This is a genomic window from Nitratireductor sp. CH_MIT9313-5 (assembly GCF_037029545.1).
Lineage (GTDB): Bacteria > Pseudomonadota > Alphaproteobacteria > Rhizobiales > Rhizobiaceae > Chelativorans.
The window spans coordinates 120,432-137,672 of sequence record NZ_JAYMER010000016.1; the positions used below are offsets into that span (position 1 = coordinate 120,432).

14 protein-coding genes and 1 pseudogene are annotated in these 17,241 nt (G+C 60.9%); 6 read left to right on the top strand and 9 right to left on the bottom strand.

Annotated elements, in window-relative coordinates; genetic code table 11:
* The first annotated feature begins 3 nt into the window (after positions 1-3).
* Positions 4-945: an EamA family transporter RarD gene (gene rarD / locus WA367_RS13190; RefSeq protein WP_336057233.1), complete on the top strand. Its 942-nt coding sequence runs from the start codon at positions 4-6 to the stop codon at positions 943-945.
* A gap of 20 nt (positions 946-965) precedes the next feature.
* On the opposite strand, the gene WA367_RS13195 is transcribed toward rarD, so the two are convergent.
* Positions 966-1,565 carry a TIGR00730 family Rossman fold protein gene (locus tag WA367_RS13195; protein WP_336057234.1) on the bottom strand — a complete coding sequence of 200 codons (600 nt, stop codon included), beginning with the start codon at positions 1,563-1,565 and terminating at the stop codon, positions 966-968.
* Positions 1,566-1,763: 198 nt separating this feature from the next.
* Between WA367_RS13195 and WA367_RS13200 the strand changes: the two genes are divergently transcribed.
* The 5 genes and pseudogenes from WA367_RS13200 to pssA all read left to right on the top strand — a co-directional run bounded on the left by WA367_RS13200 (position 1,764) and on the right by pssA (position 7,799).
* Positions 1,764-3,854, top strand: coding sequence for a LysM peptidoglycan-binding domain-containing protein (locus tag WA367_RS13200; RefSeq protein ID WP_336057235.1), 2,091 nt, complete (start codon positions 1,764-1,766; stop codon positions 3,852-3,854).
* Between the two features lie 73 nt (positions 3,855-3,927).
* Positions 3,928-4,275, top strand: a complete 348-nt coding sequence (locus WA367_RS13205; protein WP_336057236.1) for an ArsR/SmtB family transcription factor — start codon at positions 3,928-3,930, stop codon at positions 4,273-4,275.
* Positions 4,276-4,285: 10 nt separating this feature from the next.
* Positions 4,286-6,172: an ABCB family ABC transporter ATP-binding protein/permease gene (locus tag WA367_RS13210; RefSeq protein ID WP_336057237.1), complete on the top strand. Its 1,887-nt coding sequence runs from the start codon at positions 4,286-4,288 to the stop codon at positions 6,170-6,172.
* A gap of 86 nt (positions 6,173-6,258) precedes the next feature.
* A pseudogene (locus WA367_RS13215) lies at positions 6,259-6,963 on the top strand (phosphatidylserine decarboxylase); the annotation flags it as partial.
* Positions 6,963-7,799: a CDP-diacylglycerol--serine O-phosphatidyltransferase gene (gene pssA / locus WA367_RS13220; protein WP_336057238.1), complete on the top strand. Its 837-nt coding sequence runs from the start codon at positions 6,963-6,965 to the stop codon at positions 7,797-7,799. The pseudogene WA367_RS13215 and the gene pssA, both read left to right, overlap by 1 nt.
* Here pssA and WA367_RS13225 read toward each other — a convergent pair.
* From WA367_RS13225 to WA367_RS13260, 8 genes are all read right to left on the bottom strand, one after another.
* Positions 7,796-8,509 (bottom strand): 2-acyl-glycerophospho-ethanolamine acyltransferase, encoded by a 714-nt coding sequence (locus WA367_RS13225; protein ID WP_336057239.1) that lies wholly within the window; start codon positions 8,507-8,509, stop codon positions 7,796-7,798. The two genes, pssA and WA367_RS13225, sit on opposite strands and share 4 nt — an antisense overlap.
* A 187-nt stretch (positions 8,510-8,696) precedes the next feature.
* Entirely contained in the window at positions 8,697-9,443 is a 747-nt protein-coding gene (locus tag WA367_RS13230) for an SDR family NAD(P)-dependent oxidoreductase (protein WP_336057240.1), read from the bottom strand.
* A 33-nt stretch (positions 9,444-9,476) separates the two neighbouring features.
* On the bottom strand, positions 9,477-10,949 hold the full coding sequence (gene purF / locus WA367_RS13235; RefSeq protein ID WP_336057241.1) for an amidophosphoribosyltransferase: 1,473 nt from the start codon (positions 10,947-10,949) through the stop codon (positions 9,477-9,479).
* Positions 10,950-10,997: 48 nt separating this feature from the next.
* A complete protein-coding gene (locus WA367_RS13240) occupies positions 10,998-11,537 on the bottom strand; it encodes a CvpA family protein (protein ID WP_336057242.1) in 540 nt (179 codons plus the stop codon).
* A 67-nt stretch (positions 11,538-11,604) separates the two neighbouring features.
* Positions 11,605-12,990, bottom strand: coding sequence for a DNA repair protein RadA (gene radA, locus WA367_RS13245; protein WP_336057243.1), 1,386 nt, complete (start codon positions 12,988-12,990; stop codon positions 11,605-11,607).
* Complete coding sequence (alr, locus tag WA367_RS13250) at positions 12,990-14,162, bottom strand: alanine racemase (protein ID WP_336057244.1); 1,173 nt, start codon at positions 14,160-14,162, stop codon at positions 12,990-12,992. The genes radA and alr overlap by 1 nt, the downstream gene beginning before the upstream one ends.
* Positions 14,159-15,649, bottom strand: coding sequence for a replicative DNA helicase (locus tag WA367_RS13255; RefSeq protein ID WP_336057245.1), 1,491 nt, complete (start codon positions 15,647-15,649; stop codon positions 14,159-14,161). The genes alr and WA367_RS13255 overlap by 4 nt, the downstream gene beginning before the upstream one ends.
* A gap of 245 nt (positions 15,650-15,894) precedes the next feature.
* Complete coding sequence (locus WA367_RS13260; protein ID WP_336057246.1) at positions 15,895-17,154, bottom strand: cyclopropane-fatty-acyl-phospholipid synthase family protein; 1,260 nt, start codon at positions 17,152-17,154, stop codon at positions 15,895-15,897.
* Positions 17,155-17,241: the final 87 nt, after the last annotated feature.

A 17,241-nucleotide genomic window follows, 5' to 3' on the forward strand; every position in this document is an offset into this window, starting at 1 on the left:
TGCATGGCACAATCGACAATCGGGGAGGAGGCGCAGGCTCGCCAAGGGGCGCTGCGCGGTTTCGGCTTTGCCTTCATGGCCTACTTTTTCTGGGGGCTGATGCCCTTTTTCATGAAGGCGGTGGCGCATATGCCCGCAGCCGAAGTGGTTGCTCATCGGGTGGTGTGGTCCGTGCCGCTGGCCGGTGTGGTGCTGATGGTGCTAGGCCGCACGGCGGATGTCGCCGCCGCATTGCGCTCGCCTCGCACGCTCGTCATGGCGGCAATCACTGCTACAGTCATCTCCATCAACTGGGGCACCTATGTCTGGGCGATTTCGGTCGACCGCACTGTAGAGACCGCGCTCGGCTACTACATCAATCCGCTCGTTTCCATCGGGCTGGCAGCACTCTTTCTCGGTGAGAAGCTGACACGCATGCAGATGGCCGCTGTCGGCCTCGCCATCATCGCCGTGGTGATTCTTACGGTGAATGCGGGTGGCCTGCCGTGGGTGTCGCTGGTGCTGGCACTTGCATTCGCCATCTATGGCTTCTTGCGCAAGACCTTGCCCATCGGTCCAAGCCAGGGCTTCTTCCTGGAAGTGCTTTTGATGGCAATCCCGGCGCTGGGCTACATTCTGTGGCTTGAAGGAACGGGACAGGGGCACTTCTTTTCCAGCGACACAAGCGACATCCTGCTACTTCTCGCCTGCGGTCCGATCACCGCCGTGCCATTGCTGCTTTATGGATTCGGCGCAAAGCTGCTGCGCTATTCCACCATCGGCATAATGCAATATATCGCGCCTACCATGATCTTCCTGATCGCGGTATTCGTCTTCGCCGAACCGTTCGATCTCGTTCGCGCAATCGCCTTCGTGCTGATCTGGGTAGGGCTGGCGCTCTATACGCTTTCCATGTTCCAGGAGAGCCGAAAGGCCAAGGCAGCGGCGGCAGCGCCGCTGCGTTGAGGCCATCCGGCCGGGCCTTGCTACATGCGCTCTATGACGGCTTCCTCGCCATCCCGGCTCTGGGATGCGGATGAGAGGATCTGCACGATCTCGTCCACCGACTGCACGACCTTCGGGCGCACGCGGTTGGCGGAGTGGATGAAGCCTTCTTCGCGCATATGGTCGAGAAGGGCCATCATGGGGTCCCAGAACCCATTGATGCTGGCGAAGATCATCGGCTTGTCATGACGGCCAAGCTGCGCCCAGGTCATGATCTCGACGATCTCCTCGACCGTTCCGATGCCGCCAGGCAGTGCCACGAAGGCATCCGAGCGTTCAAACATCTTGTGTTTGCGCTCGTGCATGTCCTCAGTGACGATGAGTTCGTCGAGATCGACAAGCTCGTCTTCTGATGCCTCGCGGTTCATCAGGAAACGCGGAATGATGCCGGTCACCTTGCCGCCATTTTCACGGCAGCCCGCCGCAACCGCACCCATGATGCCGCGGGTGCCGCCGCCATAGACAAGGCTCATGCCCGCCTTGGCAATAGCCGCGCCAAGCTGCCGGCCAGCGGTCATGAAGGCTTCGTCATGGCCCGTGGAAGAGCCGCAATATACGCAAACGGATTTGATCTGTGTCATGGGACGCATTTGCCGTGGCGGCCGCCTGCCGGTCAAGATCAAATGATGTTGCGGGCAAGTTCCCTGCATGAACGCGGACGGGTTTTACGCCTCGCAAAGCTTCAAAAACAGGTGAAAAACCGCTGGATAAGCCTATGTTTATTGTAGCATCTGACAAAAAGGGATAGATCGGTAAGGGGCTCAGGGAACTTACGAAAAATGCCGACTGCTCCGATAAAGATACTGCTTTACGTCCTGGGCGCCCTGGTGGGCGCGACCGGGGTTGCCTATTACGCGGGCGCGCTTGATCCGCTGCTTGACGAAAGGGCGCAAGAGCGCCAGCTCGCCGCAACGCAGGACAGCGCCCAGCAAGCCGCGTCATCGGATGCACAAGAACCGGCATCGTCGACGACGGCCAAGACGGATCGCAGTGAAGCGGCATCTGTCGACCAATCCGCTTCCGGCATGAATGAAGGTGAAGCTGACGGTGAACCCGCTGGCAGCGAAAATACCGCACAGGAAGTGGCGATCCCGCGCTTCGATCTCGTGCGCGCAGAGCCCAATGGCGATCTGGTCGTGGCCGGCAATGCCGCGCCCGATTCGGAGATCGAGGTATTGTCAGGCACGCGCGTGCTTGCGCGAACCACTTCGGGAGCGGGTGGCGATTTCGTGGCGGTGCTTGATGAGCCGCTGTCGGCCGGCGACCATAATATCGTTCTTCGCTCCACCGGCCCGGACAAGCTGGCAGCAACATCGGTAGAGACGGCCATCGTGTCGATTCCCGAAGGAGAGCAGGGGCAGGTTCTGGCTATGGTGCAGGAGCCCGGTGCGCCCACGCGCGTGGTCTCTCGGCCCGAAGCACCCAAACCCGTGGCTGATCAGCCCGGTGATGATGCTCAAGGCAGCCAGACTGCGCAGTCGTCCGGTGAGGCAAAGACCAGACAGTCTGAGGCTGCAGCTGGTGGTGCCGACACTCTGCCGAATGATGAGGCGAGTGCTGTCGCGGATGCCGCCGACGCGCCGTCTTCCGGCGAAAATGGGCCTAGCGAAAGCGCATCGGCAGGGCCCGATGGTGGGTCAGGCGAAAACGCTCTTGCTGCGGCTGGTGAGGGCGTGGCGGCAAATGATGTGGCCGCATCGGGTGAAGGCTCAACGGATGCCGCCACCGGCGAGGCTCAAGCGCCAGGCCAAGAGCTTGCTTCTGAAAACGGGAATTTCGAGCCCGAAGGTCAGGAGGCAGCACGGACCGCTGAGGCCGGTGCGCAGGCAGATGATCGACTTGAAGAGCAGGCGGGAGCAGGCGATGCCGCGGGCGTTTCAAGTGGCTCTGATGCCGGTGAAAACTCTGCTCCCACCACCACTGCCGCAGATTTCCAGATGCCATTCATCGAGGCAGTGGAGATTGACGGTGAACAGGTTTTTGTGGCGGGTCGTGCGGCCAGGGGCGCAAAGGTCCGAGTCTATTTCGATGATATCCTGATTGGCCAGTCCGAGGCCGGGCCTGATGGGCACTTTCTCGTTGACGCATCACGAACGATCCCGGTAGGCGATTATACCGTTCGTGCGGATGTGATCGGTGAGGATGGTCAGTCGGTCATTGCGCGCGCAGCGGTGCCCTTCTCACGACAGGAAGGCGCGCATGTTGCAGCCGTTGCCTCGCGCCCTGACGCGCCTTCGGTGCAGCCCGAAGCAACCGACGAAACACAAATGGCCGAAAGCACCAGTGCCGAAAATGGCGAGGCTTCGCAGGAACGTTCGGCTTCGGCATCGACCGCTGCAGCCTCTGCCTCTGGTGGTGAGGAGACCAGCACCGGCGCGGCGCCAGCGCCTTCCTCGATGAGTGCGGATGCAGGCAATCAGGCGCAGACAGAAGCGGCCGAAGGTGCCACGTCGAGCGCGACCGGCGAGGCAAGCGCGGACGACACTTCTCAGAGCGACGCTGGGGACGAGGTTGGTCGTGAGCAGGAGATGGCAGCGGTTCCTGACACCGCGGCAGAACCCGCAGGGACAGCAAACGAGAGCGCATCCACGTCTGCCGCACCTGCACAGACGACAGCACCTGCGCTCCAGCCTGTGGATGGAGCGGTGATTATTCGCCGCGGTGACACGCTGTGGCACATTTCCCGCCGCGTCTATGGCCGTGGCATGCGCTACACGACGATCTACCTGGCCAATCAGGATCAGATTCGTGATCCCGACCTCATCTGGCCGGGACAGGTTTTCTCGCTACCCGCTGAAAGTGCCGAGGGCGAGCCTGCCGATCTGACTGCCATTGACGAGCGTCGGGCTGAAAGCAGCCCAGCGCAATAAATGCAGCTGCTCACAGGGTGGAACCCGAGAGCGGCTTGCTTGAGGAAATTTCATCGTATATCGTCGATCTACGATGAATACATCCGATGACCTCTCCACTTGCTGCCGCGACAAGGTGCTGGCACGCCGCTTCTCGGCCATGGCTCACCCGGCAAGGCTGGAAATCCTGCGTCATCTGGCTGAACGGGACGCCTGCTGCTGCAAGGATGTGGTCGGACGTGTCGGCCTTGCGCAATCCACCGTCTCGCAGCACCTGAAAATCCTCCAGGAAGCGGGCCTCGTTGATTTCAGGCAGGAGCGGCCACGCTCGCGCTACACCATCAACAAAGAGGCGCTGGATGAAACGCGGGCGCAGATGAACAGCTTCCTCGGCACTTGCTGTGCAAGCGGGGAAGACCAGTTGAAGCATTCGAGCATTTAAGGCGTCACACTTGGCACAGAAGACCGTATCGGCCGATTCCGGCTCAACCTTCCGCACGCTTCGCAATCTCTGGCCTTACATGTGGCCTTCGAGCCGACCGGACCTGAAGCGCCGCGTCCTGTTTGCGTCCATGTTCCTGGTACTGGCCAAGGTCATTCTCGTCCTCGTACCCTATTTCTACAAATGGGCGACCAATGCACTGTCGGGAGAGGGGGATGTCCCGGGCTGGCTTCCTCCGCTTCTGGCGGGACCGATCATGCTGGTGGTGGCCTATAATGTTGTCCGCATCACCCAACTGGGCTTCAACCAGTTGCGCGACGCGCTTTTTGCCAAGGTCGGCCAGCATGCGGTGCGCCAGCTCGCCTATCGCACTTTCGTGCATATGCACGAGCTGTCGCTGCGCTTTCATCTCGAGCGGCGCACGGGCGGTCTCTCGCGCATCATAGAGCGTGGTACCAAGGGCATTGATACGATCGTCCGCTTCACCATTCTCAATACCATACCGACGCTGCTGGAATTCGCGCTTGCCGCCAGCATTTTCGCCTTTGCCTATGGCGGTGCCTATGTGGCGATCATCGCGGTGACGGTCGGGTTTTATATCTGGTTCACCGTCAAGGCGAGCGACTGGCGCATCGCCATCCGCCGCCAGATGAACGAGTCGGATACGGACGCCAACACCAAGGCGATCGACTCGCTGCTCAATTTCGAGACGGTTAAATATTTCAACAACGAGACCATGGAGGCCGAACGCTTTGACCGCTCCATGGCGCGCTACGAGCAGGCTGCCACGCGCACATGGACCTCGCTGGGCTGGCTCAATTTCGGGCAGGGCGTCATCTTCGGGCTCGGCATGGCGGCCGCCATGGGGCTTTCGGCCTACGAGGTGATGCAGGGCACGCAGACGGTTGGCGATTTCGTATTCATCAACGCCATGCTGATGCAGCTTTCCATTCCGCTCAATTTCATCGGTTCCGTCTATCGCGAAATCCGCCAGGGTCTGACCGACATCGAAGAGATGTTCGCGCTTCTGGACGTGAAGGCCGAGGTCGTTGACAAGCCGAACGCTGCGGAATTGCTGGTGGAAGCGGGCCATGTCCGTTTCGACAATGTAGTCTTCGCCTATGATCCTCAGCGGCCGATCCTCAAGGGCGTCAGCTTCGAGATCCCGCCGGGCAGGACGGTCGCCGTGGTCGGGCCTTCGGGTGCTGGCAAATCGACGATTTCACGCCTCCTGTTCCGCTTCTATGACGTGCAGTCCGGCGCGGTCTCCATCGACGGTCAGGATGTGCGCAATGTCTCGCAACAAAGCCTTCGGGCAAGCATCGGCATGGTTCCGCAGGACACGGTGCTCTTCAACGACACCATAGCCTATAATATCCGCTATGGCCGCCCCGATGCGAGCGATGAAGATGTGCGCCGGGCTGCCGAACTGGCACAGATTTCCGACTTCATCGAGAGTCTTCCCCACGGCTATGATTCCATGGTCGGCGAGCGCGGTCTGAAGCTCTCAGGCGGTGAGAAGCAGCGTGTGGCAATTGCCCGCACGATCCTCAAGGCACCGCCGGTCCTGATCCTCGACGAGGCCACCTCGGCGCTTGATACACATACCGAACAGGAGATCCAGGCCGCCCTCGATCTTGTCTCCAGGGGGCGCACGACACTGGTCATTGCCCACCGTCTCTCCACCGTCATCACTGCCGACGAGATTATCGTTCTTAAGGGCGGGGAGATAGCCGAACGCGGCACGCATGGGGAACTTCTGGATGCCGGTGGGCTTTACGCTGACATGTGGAATCGCCAGCGTGAGGCGAGCGAGGCAGAGGAGAGGCTGCGAATTGCAAGGGAGACCGACGAGCTTGGCATCGTGGTGCGCAAGAGGCCGACCTACGAGCAATAGTGCAACCTGCAGTAACGGCGAAAACCATTTTATTTCATTTGGCCATGCGCTAGGAAGTCACGACTGCAAAGCCTCATGAAAGCGCGGAAAAAATGAACCTGCTCGACACGATCCGGCACACCTTTGTCCCCATCCATCGAGAAGGCTATCCCTTCATCGCTGCCTTTGCCGTGGGCACGATCATTCTGGGCCTGATCTGGGATCCGCTGTTCTGGATCGGCGTCATCCTGACAGCCTGGTGCGTCTATTTCTTCCGCGACCCGCCGCGCGTCACACCAGTCGATGACAAGCTGGTCATCGCACCTGCCGATGGCATTGTCTCTTCAGTCAAGCCGGCCGTCCCGCCAGCCGAGCTTGGTCTGGGCGACGAGGAGATGACGCGCATTTCCGTCTTCATGAATGTCTTCTCGTGCCACATCAACCGCGCTCCGGTCCGTGGCCGCATATCTGCGGTCGAACACCGCCCCGGCCGTTTCCTCAACGCCGAGCTCGACAAGGCAAGCCGTGAGAACGAGCGCAACTCGTTGATCATCGAGAGCGCGCATGGTCCTGTACCTGTGGTGCAGATCGCAGGTCTGGTCGCACGGCGCATTGTCTGCTGGGTGGACGTGCCCGGCGAAGTCTCCGTCGGCGAGCGCTTTGGCCTCATCCGTTTCGGTTCTCGCGTTGATGTCTATCTGCCGGCAAATGCGCGCCCGCGCGTGGCGGTTGGCCAGCTGGCCGTCGGTGGCGAGACGGTTATCGCCGAATTCGGCAGCGATGCGCCGCCACCGGTCGTAAGGGCTTCGTGATGGCAGGTCCGTTCCAGCCCTTCCAGCCGCACGGAGATGGCAGCGGTCCGCGTCTGCGCGAAATGCCGCTGCGCCTGATCGTGCCCAATCTGATTACCATTCTCGCCATCTGCGCAGGACTTTCAGGCATTCGCCTGGCCTTCGAGATGCGCTTTGAGCTGGCGGTCATGATGGTGCTACTGGCCGCGTTTCTGGACGCGGTTGACGGGCGCGTGGCGCGCATGCTCAAGGCTTCATCGAGCTTCGGCGCACAGATGGATTCGCTGGCGGATATCGTCAATTTCGGCGTGGCACCCGCGCTGGTGCTTTATGCCTATCTGCTGAATGGTGCCGGCGCGATTGGCTGGATCGCCGCACTGCTCTTTGCAATCGCCTGCGCGCTGCGCTTGGCGCGCTTCAATGTCATGCTGGAAGACGAGGATCGGCCAACATGGCAAGGCGACTATTTCGTGGGTGTTCCCGCACCCGCCGGTGCAGCGCTGGTCATGTTGCCGGTCTATCTCGGCTTTCTGGGGCTCTCGGCGCAGCCTGTATTCATCTATGCCTCGATTGCCTACACCATCGCCATCGGCGTTCTGATGGTCAGCAAACTGCCGGTCTATTCGGGCAAGGCTTCGGGTAGCCGCGTCAGGCGCGAATTCGTCCTGCCGGTCATGTTCGCCGTGGTGCTCTACGCGCTGCTTCTGGCAAGCTATACTTGGGCGACCATGGCCGCTTCTGCCGTTGCCTATCTGCTGTTCCTGAGCTTTGGCACACGTGCCTATGTGAAGCGCGCTGCGCGCGAGGAGGAGAAGGCGAAGACTGCCGCGCAAAATGGTGCAGAAGGCGCTGACTAGGCGGCTTCCACGACGCGCTCTTCTTCCCGGACCAGGATGCCGCGCGCTTCCAGCATGCGGTTCAGAAGCGCCTGGGAGGCACGCAATTCTCCATTGGACGAGCGCTGTTTGAGCGCCTCCAGCGTTACCGGCTCAAGCGTGCGAATTGAAAGCGCGGGCAGGGGCCGCTTGCCTTTCGAAAGCGAGAAAGCCGTCTTGTCGGCCCCCTTGATGAATACCGGCACGACCTGGGCGTCGGCGCGCATGGCGATGCGGGCAATCGCACGGAACAGGCGGAAGCTGCGCTGATCGGGATCGGTATCATCCGGAAGATAGACCGCAAGGCGTCCGCCGCCTTTCAGGCGCTGCACAAGGCGCCGGCTGACAAAGACATGCCTCGCATTGAAGGAGATGCACCGGCCGAGACTGCGCCAGGGGTCGAGCCACCACGCGCGCGCCGAAGCCTCGTCAAGTATATGCAAGGTTTCGTCAGGTAGCAGGGAAAGCATCAGGGCGGGCTCAAGCCGTGACTGCTGCCAAACCGCATAGATCACCGGAGTGGGGGCCGTGCGTGCCGCGCGGATCTGCTGGTCGTCGATCCGGTACCACAGCTTGAAGGGCGCATACAGCAGGGCCTGCTTGAAGCCGATGCCCAGCCGGGCGATCGCATAGGCGGCAAGTGCCACCCATAAGGCGATGATGGCGATGACTACGGCAATGGCAATCTGCATTGGTATCTCCCGCTTCTTGAACGGGTGCCCGCAAGGCGGCACCGCATCTTGTTTCCTGCGAGCATCGGGCTTCAGACCTGCATGTCCGAACAATGCTGCGCGTCGCCCCGCGCGCTGACCGGCCTTCGGTCCGGCAGCACCATGCAGGGTATCGCAAAGAGATCAGCCGTCAAACGAGAAGTGGAAGCTATTCGGGCATTCGGTAGGTGGTGAAGCGGTTCTGCTTCACGTCGAAGATCTTGCCCGTCTCCGTCAGTTCCGGGCTCGCCAGATGTATGATCTTCGCTGCAACCTCGCTTGGATGCGGCAGTGTCTCGGGATCTTCGCCGGGCATGGCCTGCGCCCGCATTGCAGTGCGCGTGGCGCCCGGATTGACCGAATTTACGCGCAGCGGCATGTTTTTGGTCTCGTCCGCCCAGGAGCGTGCCAAAGCCTCCACGGCCGCCTTCGAAGCCGCATAGGGCCCCCAGAAGGCCTTGGCCGAATGAGCTGCGCCAGACGACATGATGATGGCACGGCCTGCATCCGATGCGCGCAGCAAAGGATCAAGGCTGCGGATCAGCCGCCATGTCGCCGTGACATTAATTTCCATGACCTTCTCGAAGGTCTTGGCCTCGACATGGCCGATAGGGGAGAGAACACCCAGAATGCCCGCATTGGCCACCATGATGTCGAGCTTGCCCCAGCGCTCGTGCAGCGCGCCGCCAATGCGGTCAATGCCCGCCATGTCCTTCAGGTCGAGAGGGACGAGTGTTGCTTCGCCGCCGGCCGCCTTGATCTCGTCGTCGAGTTCTTCAAGGCCGCCCACCGTGCGTGCGACAGCAATCACATGTGCGCCTGCTGCGGCGAGTTCCTTCGCGATGAAATAGCCGATTCCGCGCGAGGCGCCGGTCACAAGGGCAGTGCGGCCGGAAAGATCGAGCTTGTCCGTCATGAGTGTCGTCCTGATATCGAGGGATGTGGCGGGCTACTGCCCGCCTGCTGCCAAAAGCGAAAGCTGGCGCACATTGTCCGTGCCGGCCAGATCCGTCAGCTGTGTTGGATATTCGTTGGTGAAGCAGGCATCGCAGTATTGCGGCTGCTCATTGTTGCGCATGGCTTCGCCGACAGCCCGATAGAGGCCGTCGATGGACAGGAAGCCCAGCGAATCGACGCGGATGAAATCTGCCATCTCCTCGATCGACATGCGCGAGGCGAGAAGCTTGGCCGCCGAAGGCGTGTCCACGCCATAGAAGCAGGAGGCGCGCGTGGGCGGGGAGGCGATGCGCATATGCACTTCCTTCGCGCCCGCATCGCGCACCATCTGCACGATCTTCTGGCTGGTCGTGCCGCGCACGATGGAATCGTCAACCAGCACGACCCGCTTGCCTTCGATGGAGCGGCGATTGGCGTTGTGCTTCAGCTTCACGCCCATATGGCGGATTGAATCGGTCGGCTGGATGAAGGTGCGGCCAACATAGTGATTGCGGATGATGCCAAGCTCGAAGGGGAGACCTGCTTCCTGCGCAAACCCGATGGCAGCCGGTGTGCCGGAATCGGGCACGGGCACGACGATATCGGCGTCGACAGGGTTCTCGCGCGCGATTTCCGCACCGATCTGCTTGCGCACCTCATAGACATTCCGCCCCTCGACCGACGAATCCGGGCGGGCGAAATAAACATATTCAAAGATGCAGAAGCGCTGCTTGGCAGGCTCGAAGGGGAAGAAGCTTTCAACGCCCGCATCTGTTACGACGATCATCTCGCCAGGCTTCACGTCGCGCACATAGCGCGCGCCGATAATGTCGAGCGCGCAGCTTTCGGAAGCGAGAATGTAAGCGCCATCCAGATCGCCCAGAACCAGCGGGCGGATGCCAAGTGGATCGCGGCAGCCGATCATCTTTTTCGATGTGAGTGCGACCAGTGAAAACGCGCCCTCAAGCTGGCGCACCGCATCGATGAAGCGTGAATTGGTGTCGCGCTCCTTGCTGGTTGCCACCAGATGCATAATGGTTTCGGTGTCGGAGGTCGACGAGAAGATCGAGCCTTCCTTCTGCAGGCGGCGCTGCACGGTCATGGCATTGGTGATGTTGCCATTATGCGCGACAGCAAGACCGCCATCGGCCAGTTCCGCGAAGAAGGGTTGAACATTGCGCAGGCCCGAGCCGCCGGTCGTTGCATAGCGCACATGGCCGATGGCGCGATGACCGCTCAGCCGGTCCAGAACTGACTGCTTGGTGAAGGTATCGCCGATCAGGCCGATATGGCGCTCGACATGGAATTGCGAGCCGTCAAAGGAAACGATACCGCCCGCTTCCTGCCCGCGATGCTGCAGCGCGTGAAGCCCCAGCGTGACGATGGCGGCAGCATCCTGCCGTCCGAAGATGCCGAATACACCGCATTCGTCGTGGAAATGATCGTCCGCCTCGCCGGCGAGTGCGTCTGCGCTATGTTCTGCCATTCTATGGCCGCCCCTTGCTTTGGGTTACACCGGCAGCCTCAAAGGCCGTCAGTTGCTCGTCTCAGCCTCGCCGTCGCTGCCACCGGAGATGCGGTCGATGAGGGAGTTTTCCGGATCATCGGGCATCAGGTCCTGCAGCCATGCGCCAACACCGTCAAGCAGCGGGCGCGACTTGGCTTCGCTCACCCAGCTCGGGGGGTTTGACCCCATGAGCCAGTTGAGAAAGAGAAGTGCCACGGCGACCACGAGGATACCACGTGCGGCGCCGTAGAGAAAACCGAGAGTGCGGTCGAGTGCGCCAACGCGCGAATCGACGATGAAATCAGCCAGTTTCATCGTGATGATCGTCACGATGATCAGGGCGATGAAGAATATTGCCGCCGCCGCAACCGCCATCGCCAGCATCTCGTTGCTGATATAGGGCGTCACATAGGGCAGGACGTAAGGGTAGAGGAAGAAAGCAGCCAGCGCCGCGATCGCCCAGGATGCAATGGAAAGCACCTCGCGTGAGAAACCGCGCACCATGGCCAGCATGGCCGAAACAAGCGTGAAGCCGACGAGTACCCCGTCCAGCAGCGTGATTGGCATTGTCACCCCAACTCCTCTTTGCGGAGGGCCCTCATCGTTCTTCTTTTCATGTCACCTGGCCAACGTCTCACGATGACGCGGAACCCGCGATACGTGCAACGAGGTCAGCCAGACTTTCCGGCCTGAATACCCTTGATGCCATCGCACCGGAAGGCTCTTCATTGCCCGGCGGCATGGCTGCCTGTGTAAAGCCCAGCTTCTCGGCTTCTTTGAGGCGGCTACCCGCATGGGCCACAGGGCGTACGGCACCCGAAAGACTGATTTCGCCGAAATAGACGCAATCGGCGGGCAGGGCAAGACCGGTAAGCGAGGAGACAAGTGCCGCTGCAACCGCAAGATCGGCCGCAGGCTCGGAAATCCGGTAGCCGCCGGCAATGTTGAGATAGACATCGTGCTGCGCAAAGCGCACCCCGCAATGAGCCTCCAACACGGCCAGAACCATGGAAAGCCGCGCCGAATCCCAGCCCACTACCGCGCGCCGCGGCGTGCCGAGCGGTGAGGGCGCAACGAGCGCCTGGATTTCCACAAGAACCGGCCGCGTACCTTCCATGCCGGCAAAGACTGCTGCACCAGGTGCCTTCTCGCTGCGCTCACCCAGAAAAAGCTCGGACGGGTTGGGAACTTCGCGCAGGCCCTTGTCGCCCATCTCGAAGACGCCGATCTCGTCGGTCGGACCGAAGCGGTTCTTCACCGTGCGCAAAATGCGGTAGTGATGGCCGCCTTCGCCCTCGAAATAGAGAACGCCATCGACCATGTGCTCGACCACGCGTGGACCGGCGATCTGGCCCTCCTTGGTCACATGGCCGACGAGGACGATGGCCGCACCCTTGGACTTCGCATAACGGATCATGGCCTGCGCGGCAGCACGCACCTGCGTGACCGTGCCGGGCGCGGAATCGGCCATGTCGGTCCAAAGCGTCTGAATCGAATCGAGAATAACGAGATCAGGCCGCTTGCCATCGGAAATCGTCGCCAGAATATCCTCGACATTGGTCTCAGCCGCCAGCTCCACCGGCGTTTCGGCCACGCCCAGGCGCTGTGCCCGCAAGCGGATCTGCGCCACAGCCTCCTCGCCCGAAACATAGACGATGCGGTGTCCGCGTGATGCAAGCGCTGCGGCTGCCTGTGTCAGAAGCGTGGATTTGCCAATACCCGGATCGCCACCGACCAAAAGGGCTGAGCCCCGCACGAAGCCGCCGCCGGTTGCGCGGTCCAGTTCCCCGATGCCCGTGATGATGCGTGGTGCATCCTCGATCTCACCCGAGAGCGTGGTGAGCGTCACGGCGCGCCCGGCCCGTGCCTTGCGTCCGGTCTGCGGACCTGAACCAATGCCGCTGGACGTGCCTTCCTCGATCAGCGTGTTCCACTCGCCGCAGCCGTCGCATTTGCCAGCCCAGCGGGCATGCACCGTGCCGCAATTCTGGCAGATGAACTGTGTGCGCGATTTTGCCATCAGAGAGCACCCCCGACATAATGCCGGTGATAGCGGCGCCCCAGCGACGTCAGGAGCTCATAGGCGATGGTGCCTGCAGCTTTCGCCACATCGTCGATGGGCATGTTCGGGCCAAAGAGTTCAATATATTCGCCAACATGCACGGCATCGGGACCAAGCTCGGTCACGTCGAACAGCGTCAGGTCCATCGTGACACGCCCGAGCAGTGGCACTTGCACTCCATGGATGAAGCCGCAGGCCCCTGGCGTTTGCGACGCATCGCGCAGCGGGACCAGCGCACCGGAGGCGGAGCGGTGATAGCCATCGGCATAGCCGGTGGAGCAGACGGCAACGATGGTGTCGCGGGCGACTGTCGCACCGCCATAGCTGACCGTTTCGCCAGCCTTCACCATCCGCACCTGTGCGATGCGGCTTTCAGCCGTCACGACCGGGCGCATGGGATTGTCGACATCATTGACCGCGGCACCGCCATAAAGCGCAATGCCCGGACGCGTCAGTTCACCGAGAAATTCCCCGCCAAGAAAGATGCCTGCCGAATTGCACAGACTTGAATCACATTCTGGGAAAAGCGAGCGAACACGCTGAAATGATTCAAGTTGTTTCCCATTGAGCGGGTGGGCCGGGCTATCGGCCGCAGCCAGATGCGACATGACGACGAGCGGCGTGATCGCGCCGGTCAGCGCATTTTCTCGCGCAAGGGCTTCAGCTCGCTCGAAGGTGAGGCCCAGCCGGTTCATGCCTGTGTCGACATGCAGCGCGCAGGGGCGAGGGTGGTCCGTGTCATAGCCATGCGCCTCCCAGGTGGAGAGGTCGCTTTGCGAGTTGAGCACCGGATAAAGCCGCTTCTCGCGATAGATGCCCGCGGCCTCCTCGCCGAACAGCCCGTTCAGAACAAATATCTCCGCATCCGGCAGCACGTCGCGCAAGGCGGCCCCTTCATCAGGCAATGCCACGAAGAAGCGGCGCGCGCCTTCCGCGCACAGCGTCTTGGCAACAGGTGCGATGCCCAGCCCATAGGCGTCGGCCTTCACCACGGCTGCAGTCTCGGCAGCGCCCGAAAGAAGTTTCAGCGCACGATAGTTTTCTGCCAGCGCATCCAGGTCGATGACTAGCCGACCCCCTGCCAGGGGAGCCGATACGCCCGTTATGATCGAGGAGGCCGTTTCCGTCACTCGAAACGCTCAGGCAGATGCGAATCTTCGGCCAGATCCGAGAAGCGGGTATATTCGCCGTGGAAGGCCAGCGGAACAGTTCCCGTCGGGCCGTGACGCTGCTTGGCGATGATGACTTCCGCCTTGCCGCGCGCCTCGTTCATGTCCATCTCCCACTTGAGATATTCCTCGGTGCCCGGCTTCGGCTCCTTGTTCTTGATGTAATATTCGTCACGATAAACAAACAGCACCACGTCGGCGTCCTGCTCGATCGAGCCCGATTCACGAAGATCTGAAAGCTGCGGACGTTTGTCGTCGCGCGATTCCACCTGACGTGAGAGCTGGGACAGCGCGATGATCGGCGTCGAAAGCTCCTTGGCGAGCGCCTTGAGGCCCGTGGTAATCTCTGTGATTTCCTGCACGCGGTTCTGCGCGGATTTGGCTGACGAGCCCTGCATGAGCTGCACATAGTCGACCACGATGAGGTCAAGGCCGCGCTGGCGCTTCAGGCGGCGCGCGCGGGCTGAAAGCTGGGCGATGGAAATGCCGCCCGTCGCGTCGATGAAGAGCGGCACCTTCTGCATGGTCTGGGCGCAGGCAACCAGCTTCTCGAATTCCGCCTCGTTGATCTCACCACGGCGGATCTTGGATGACGAGATTTCCGTCTGCTCGGAAATGATACGCGTGGCAAGCTGCTCGGACGACATTTCGAGCGAGAAGAAGCCAACGACGCCACCATTGGCTGCAGCCATGGAACCGTCCGCCTGTTGCACAGGTTCATAGGCACTGGCGACATTGAAGGCGATATTGGTTGCAAGCGAGGTCTTACCCATGCCCGGGCGACCGGCCAGGATGATAAGATCCGAGGCCTGAAGCCCGCCCATCCGCTTGTCGAGATCGCGAAGTCCGGTGGAAAGGCCCGACAGATGCCCCTCGCGCATGAAGGCTGCATTGGCCATGTCGACGGCCAACTTGGTGGCGTCGCCAAAGCTCTCGAAACCGCCGTCATAACGACCGCTTTCGGCCAGTTCGAAAAGCCGACGCTCGGCATCCTCGATCTGCTCCTGAGGCGCCATGTCGACAGGCGCGTCATAGGCGATATTGACCATGTCCTCGCCAACCGTGATCAGCGAACGGCGGATTGCGAGGTCATAGATGGCGCGGCCATAGTCGGCGGCGTTGATGACGGTCACGGCTTCGGCGGCAAGACGCGCCAGATACTGCATCACCGTCATGTCGCCGACCTTCTCATTGGCCGGCAGGAAGGTTTTCAGCGTCACCGGATTGGCCATCTTGCCCATTCGGATCAGTTCCGAGGCAACCTCGTAGATCTTGCGGTGCAGCGGCTCAAAGAAATGATCGGGCTTCAGAAAGTCCGAGACGCGATAGAAGGCGTCATTGTTGACGAGGATGGCACCCAGAAGCGCCTGTTCAGCCTCGATATTGTTTGGCGCTTCCCGATAAAGCGGCGTGTCGCCGGAATCGAGCTTGCGTGCTGCATCAGCCATTGGAAGTCCTGCACCCATCATCGCTGCTGATCCGTCCAGAAGGTCAGCAGACCCCTTGGAGTTAGTGCATACGCGCTCGACCTCCCAAGGTTAAGCCCCCATCGCTCTTTTGATCTCATACCACCCGCAATCCACATGGGCAGTGTTGCCGGGAATCCCCCATGCCCGTGAATCGCCACTGGAAGAGCGCTTTGTGGCCGCTTCGCCTTGACAGTCGAATCGCGTCTGCTTTGCTGATTATATTCCTATTCCACCGCCCGCGGGAAGGAGGAGACAAGCGCCTGTTCGCGCTCGGCAAGAGCTGCCTCGGTTTCCATCATGTAGTTGCGCGTCAGGGGCAGGGCATCGCGGCGCCTGGTGATCTGGATCTGGAAATTGACCATGTCCTGCCAGCGAAAGGAGGCTTCCGAACCGGCAAGATAAAAATCCCACATGCGCGCAAAGCGCTTGTCATAGATTTCCTCGATCCGCTCCCGATTGGCATTGAAGCGCTCGCGCCAGTGTCGCAGCGTCTCCGCATAATGCAGGCGCAGGATCTCGACATCGGTGACAATGAGGCCGGCTTTCTCGATTGCCGGAAGAACTTCGGACAGTGCAGGGATATAGCCGCCGGGAAAGATGTATTTGCGGATGAAGGGATTGGTGACGGAGGGCCCATGCATGCGCCCGATCGTGTGCAAGAGCATCACCCCATCATCGGCAAGCAGCCGCGCGACCTGGTTGAAGAATGTGCGGTAGTGGTTGAGCCCCACATGCTCGAACATGCCCACCGATACGATGCGGTCGAACGGGCCGGTCAGTGCACGGTAATCGACAAGCTCGAACCGGGCCCTGTCTTCAAGCTTTTCCGCCTTCACCCGCTGGCGCGACACCGCATGCTGTTCTTCCGAAAGCGTAACACCCAGCACATTCGCCTCGAACTGGCGTGCGATATAGAGGCCCATGCCGCCCCAGCCCGAACCGATATCGAGCACTTTCTGCCCTGGCTCAAGCGAAAGCTTGGCCGCGATATGCCGCTTCTTGGCCAGTTGCGCTTCTTCAAGCGTCATGTCGGGCCGCTCGAAATAGGCGCAGGAATATTGCAGGTCCTTGTCCAGGAAGAGCCGGTATAGCTCGCCGGAAAGGTCATAGTGGCGGCGCACATTGCTGCGGGAGCGCGCCCGGGTGTTCAGCTGGTAGAGACGGCGAAAGGCAAAGTTCATGCGTTCGGCCAGCTGCATGCGCCAACCATTATCGCCATGGGCCGTCATGTTCTCGTAAGCGATCTGGAGAAGGTCGAGCAGATCACCTTCGATGATCTCCAACTCGCCATCCATATAGGCTTCCGGCACCGCGAGCTGCGGATAAAGAGCGATGGACCTCTCCGTTTGCCGGCTCTTGATCGCCACATGCAGGTGAGGGGGCGAGCCGTCGCCAAAGCGGTGCTCTGCGCCGTCTGCATCCCTGATAATCAGGGAGCCAGACTTCACAAGGCGTGAGATAAACTTCGAAAGCACTCGGTTCATCTTGTACCCCCGCGTTTGGGCAAGGGGAATTATGCGCAAAATCAATGGCTTTGAAAAGTGCGGGCGGATTCGTCCGCTAATCCGGCC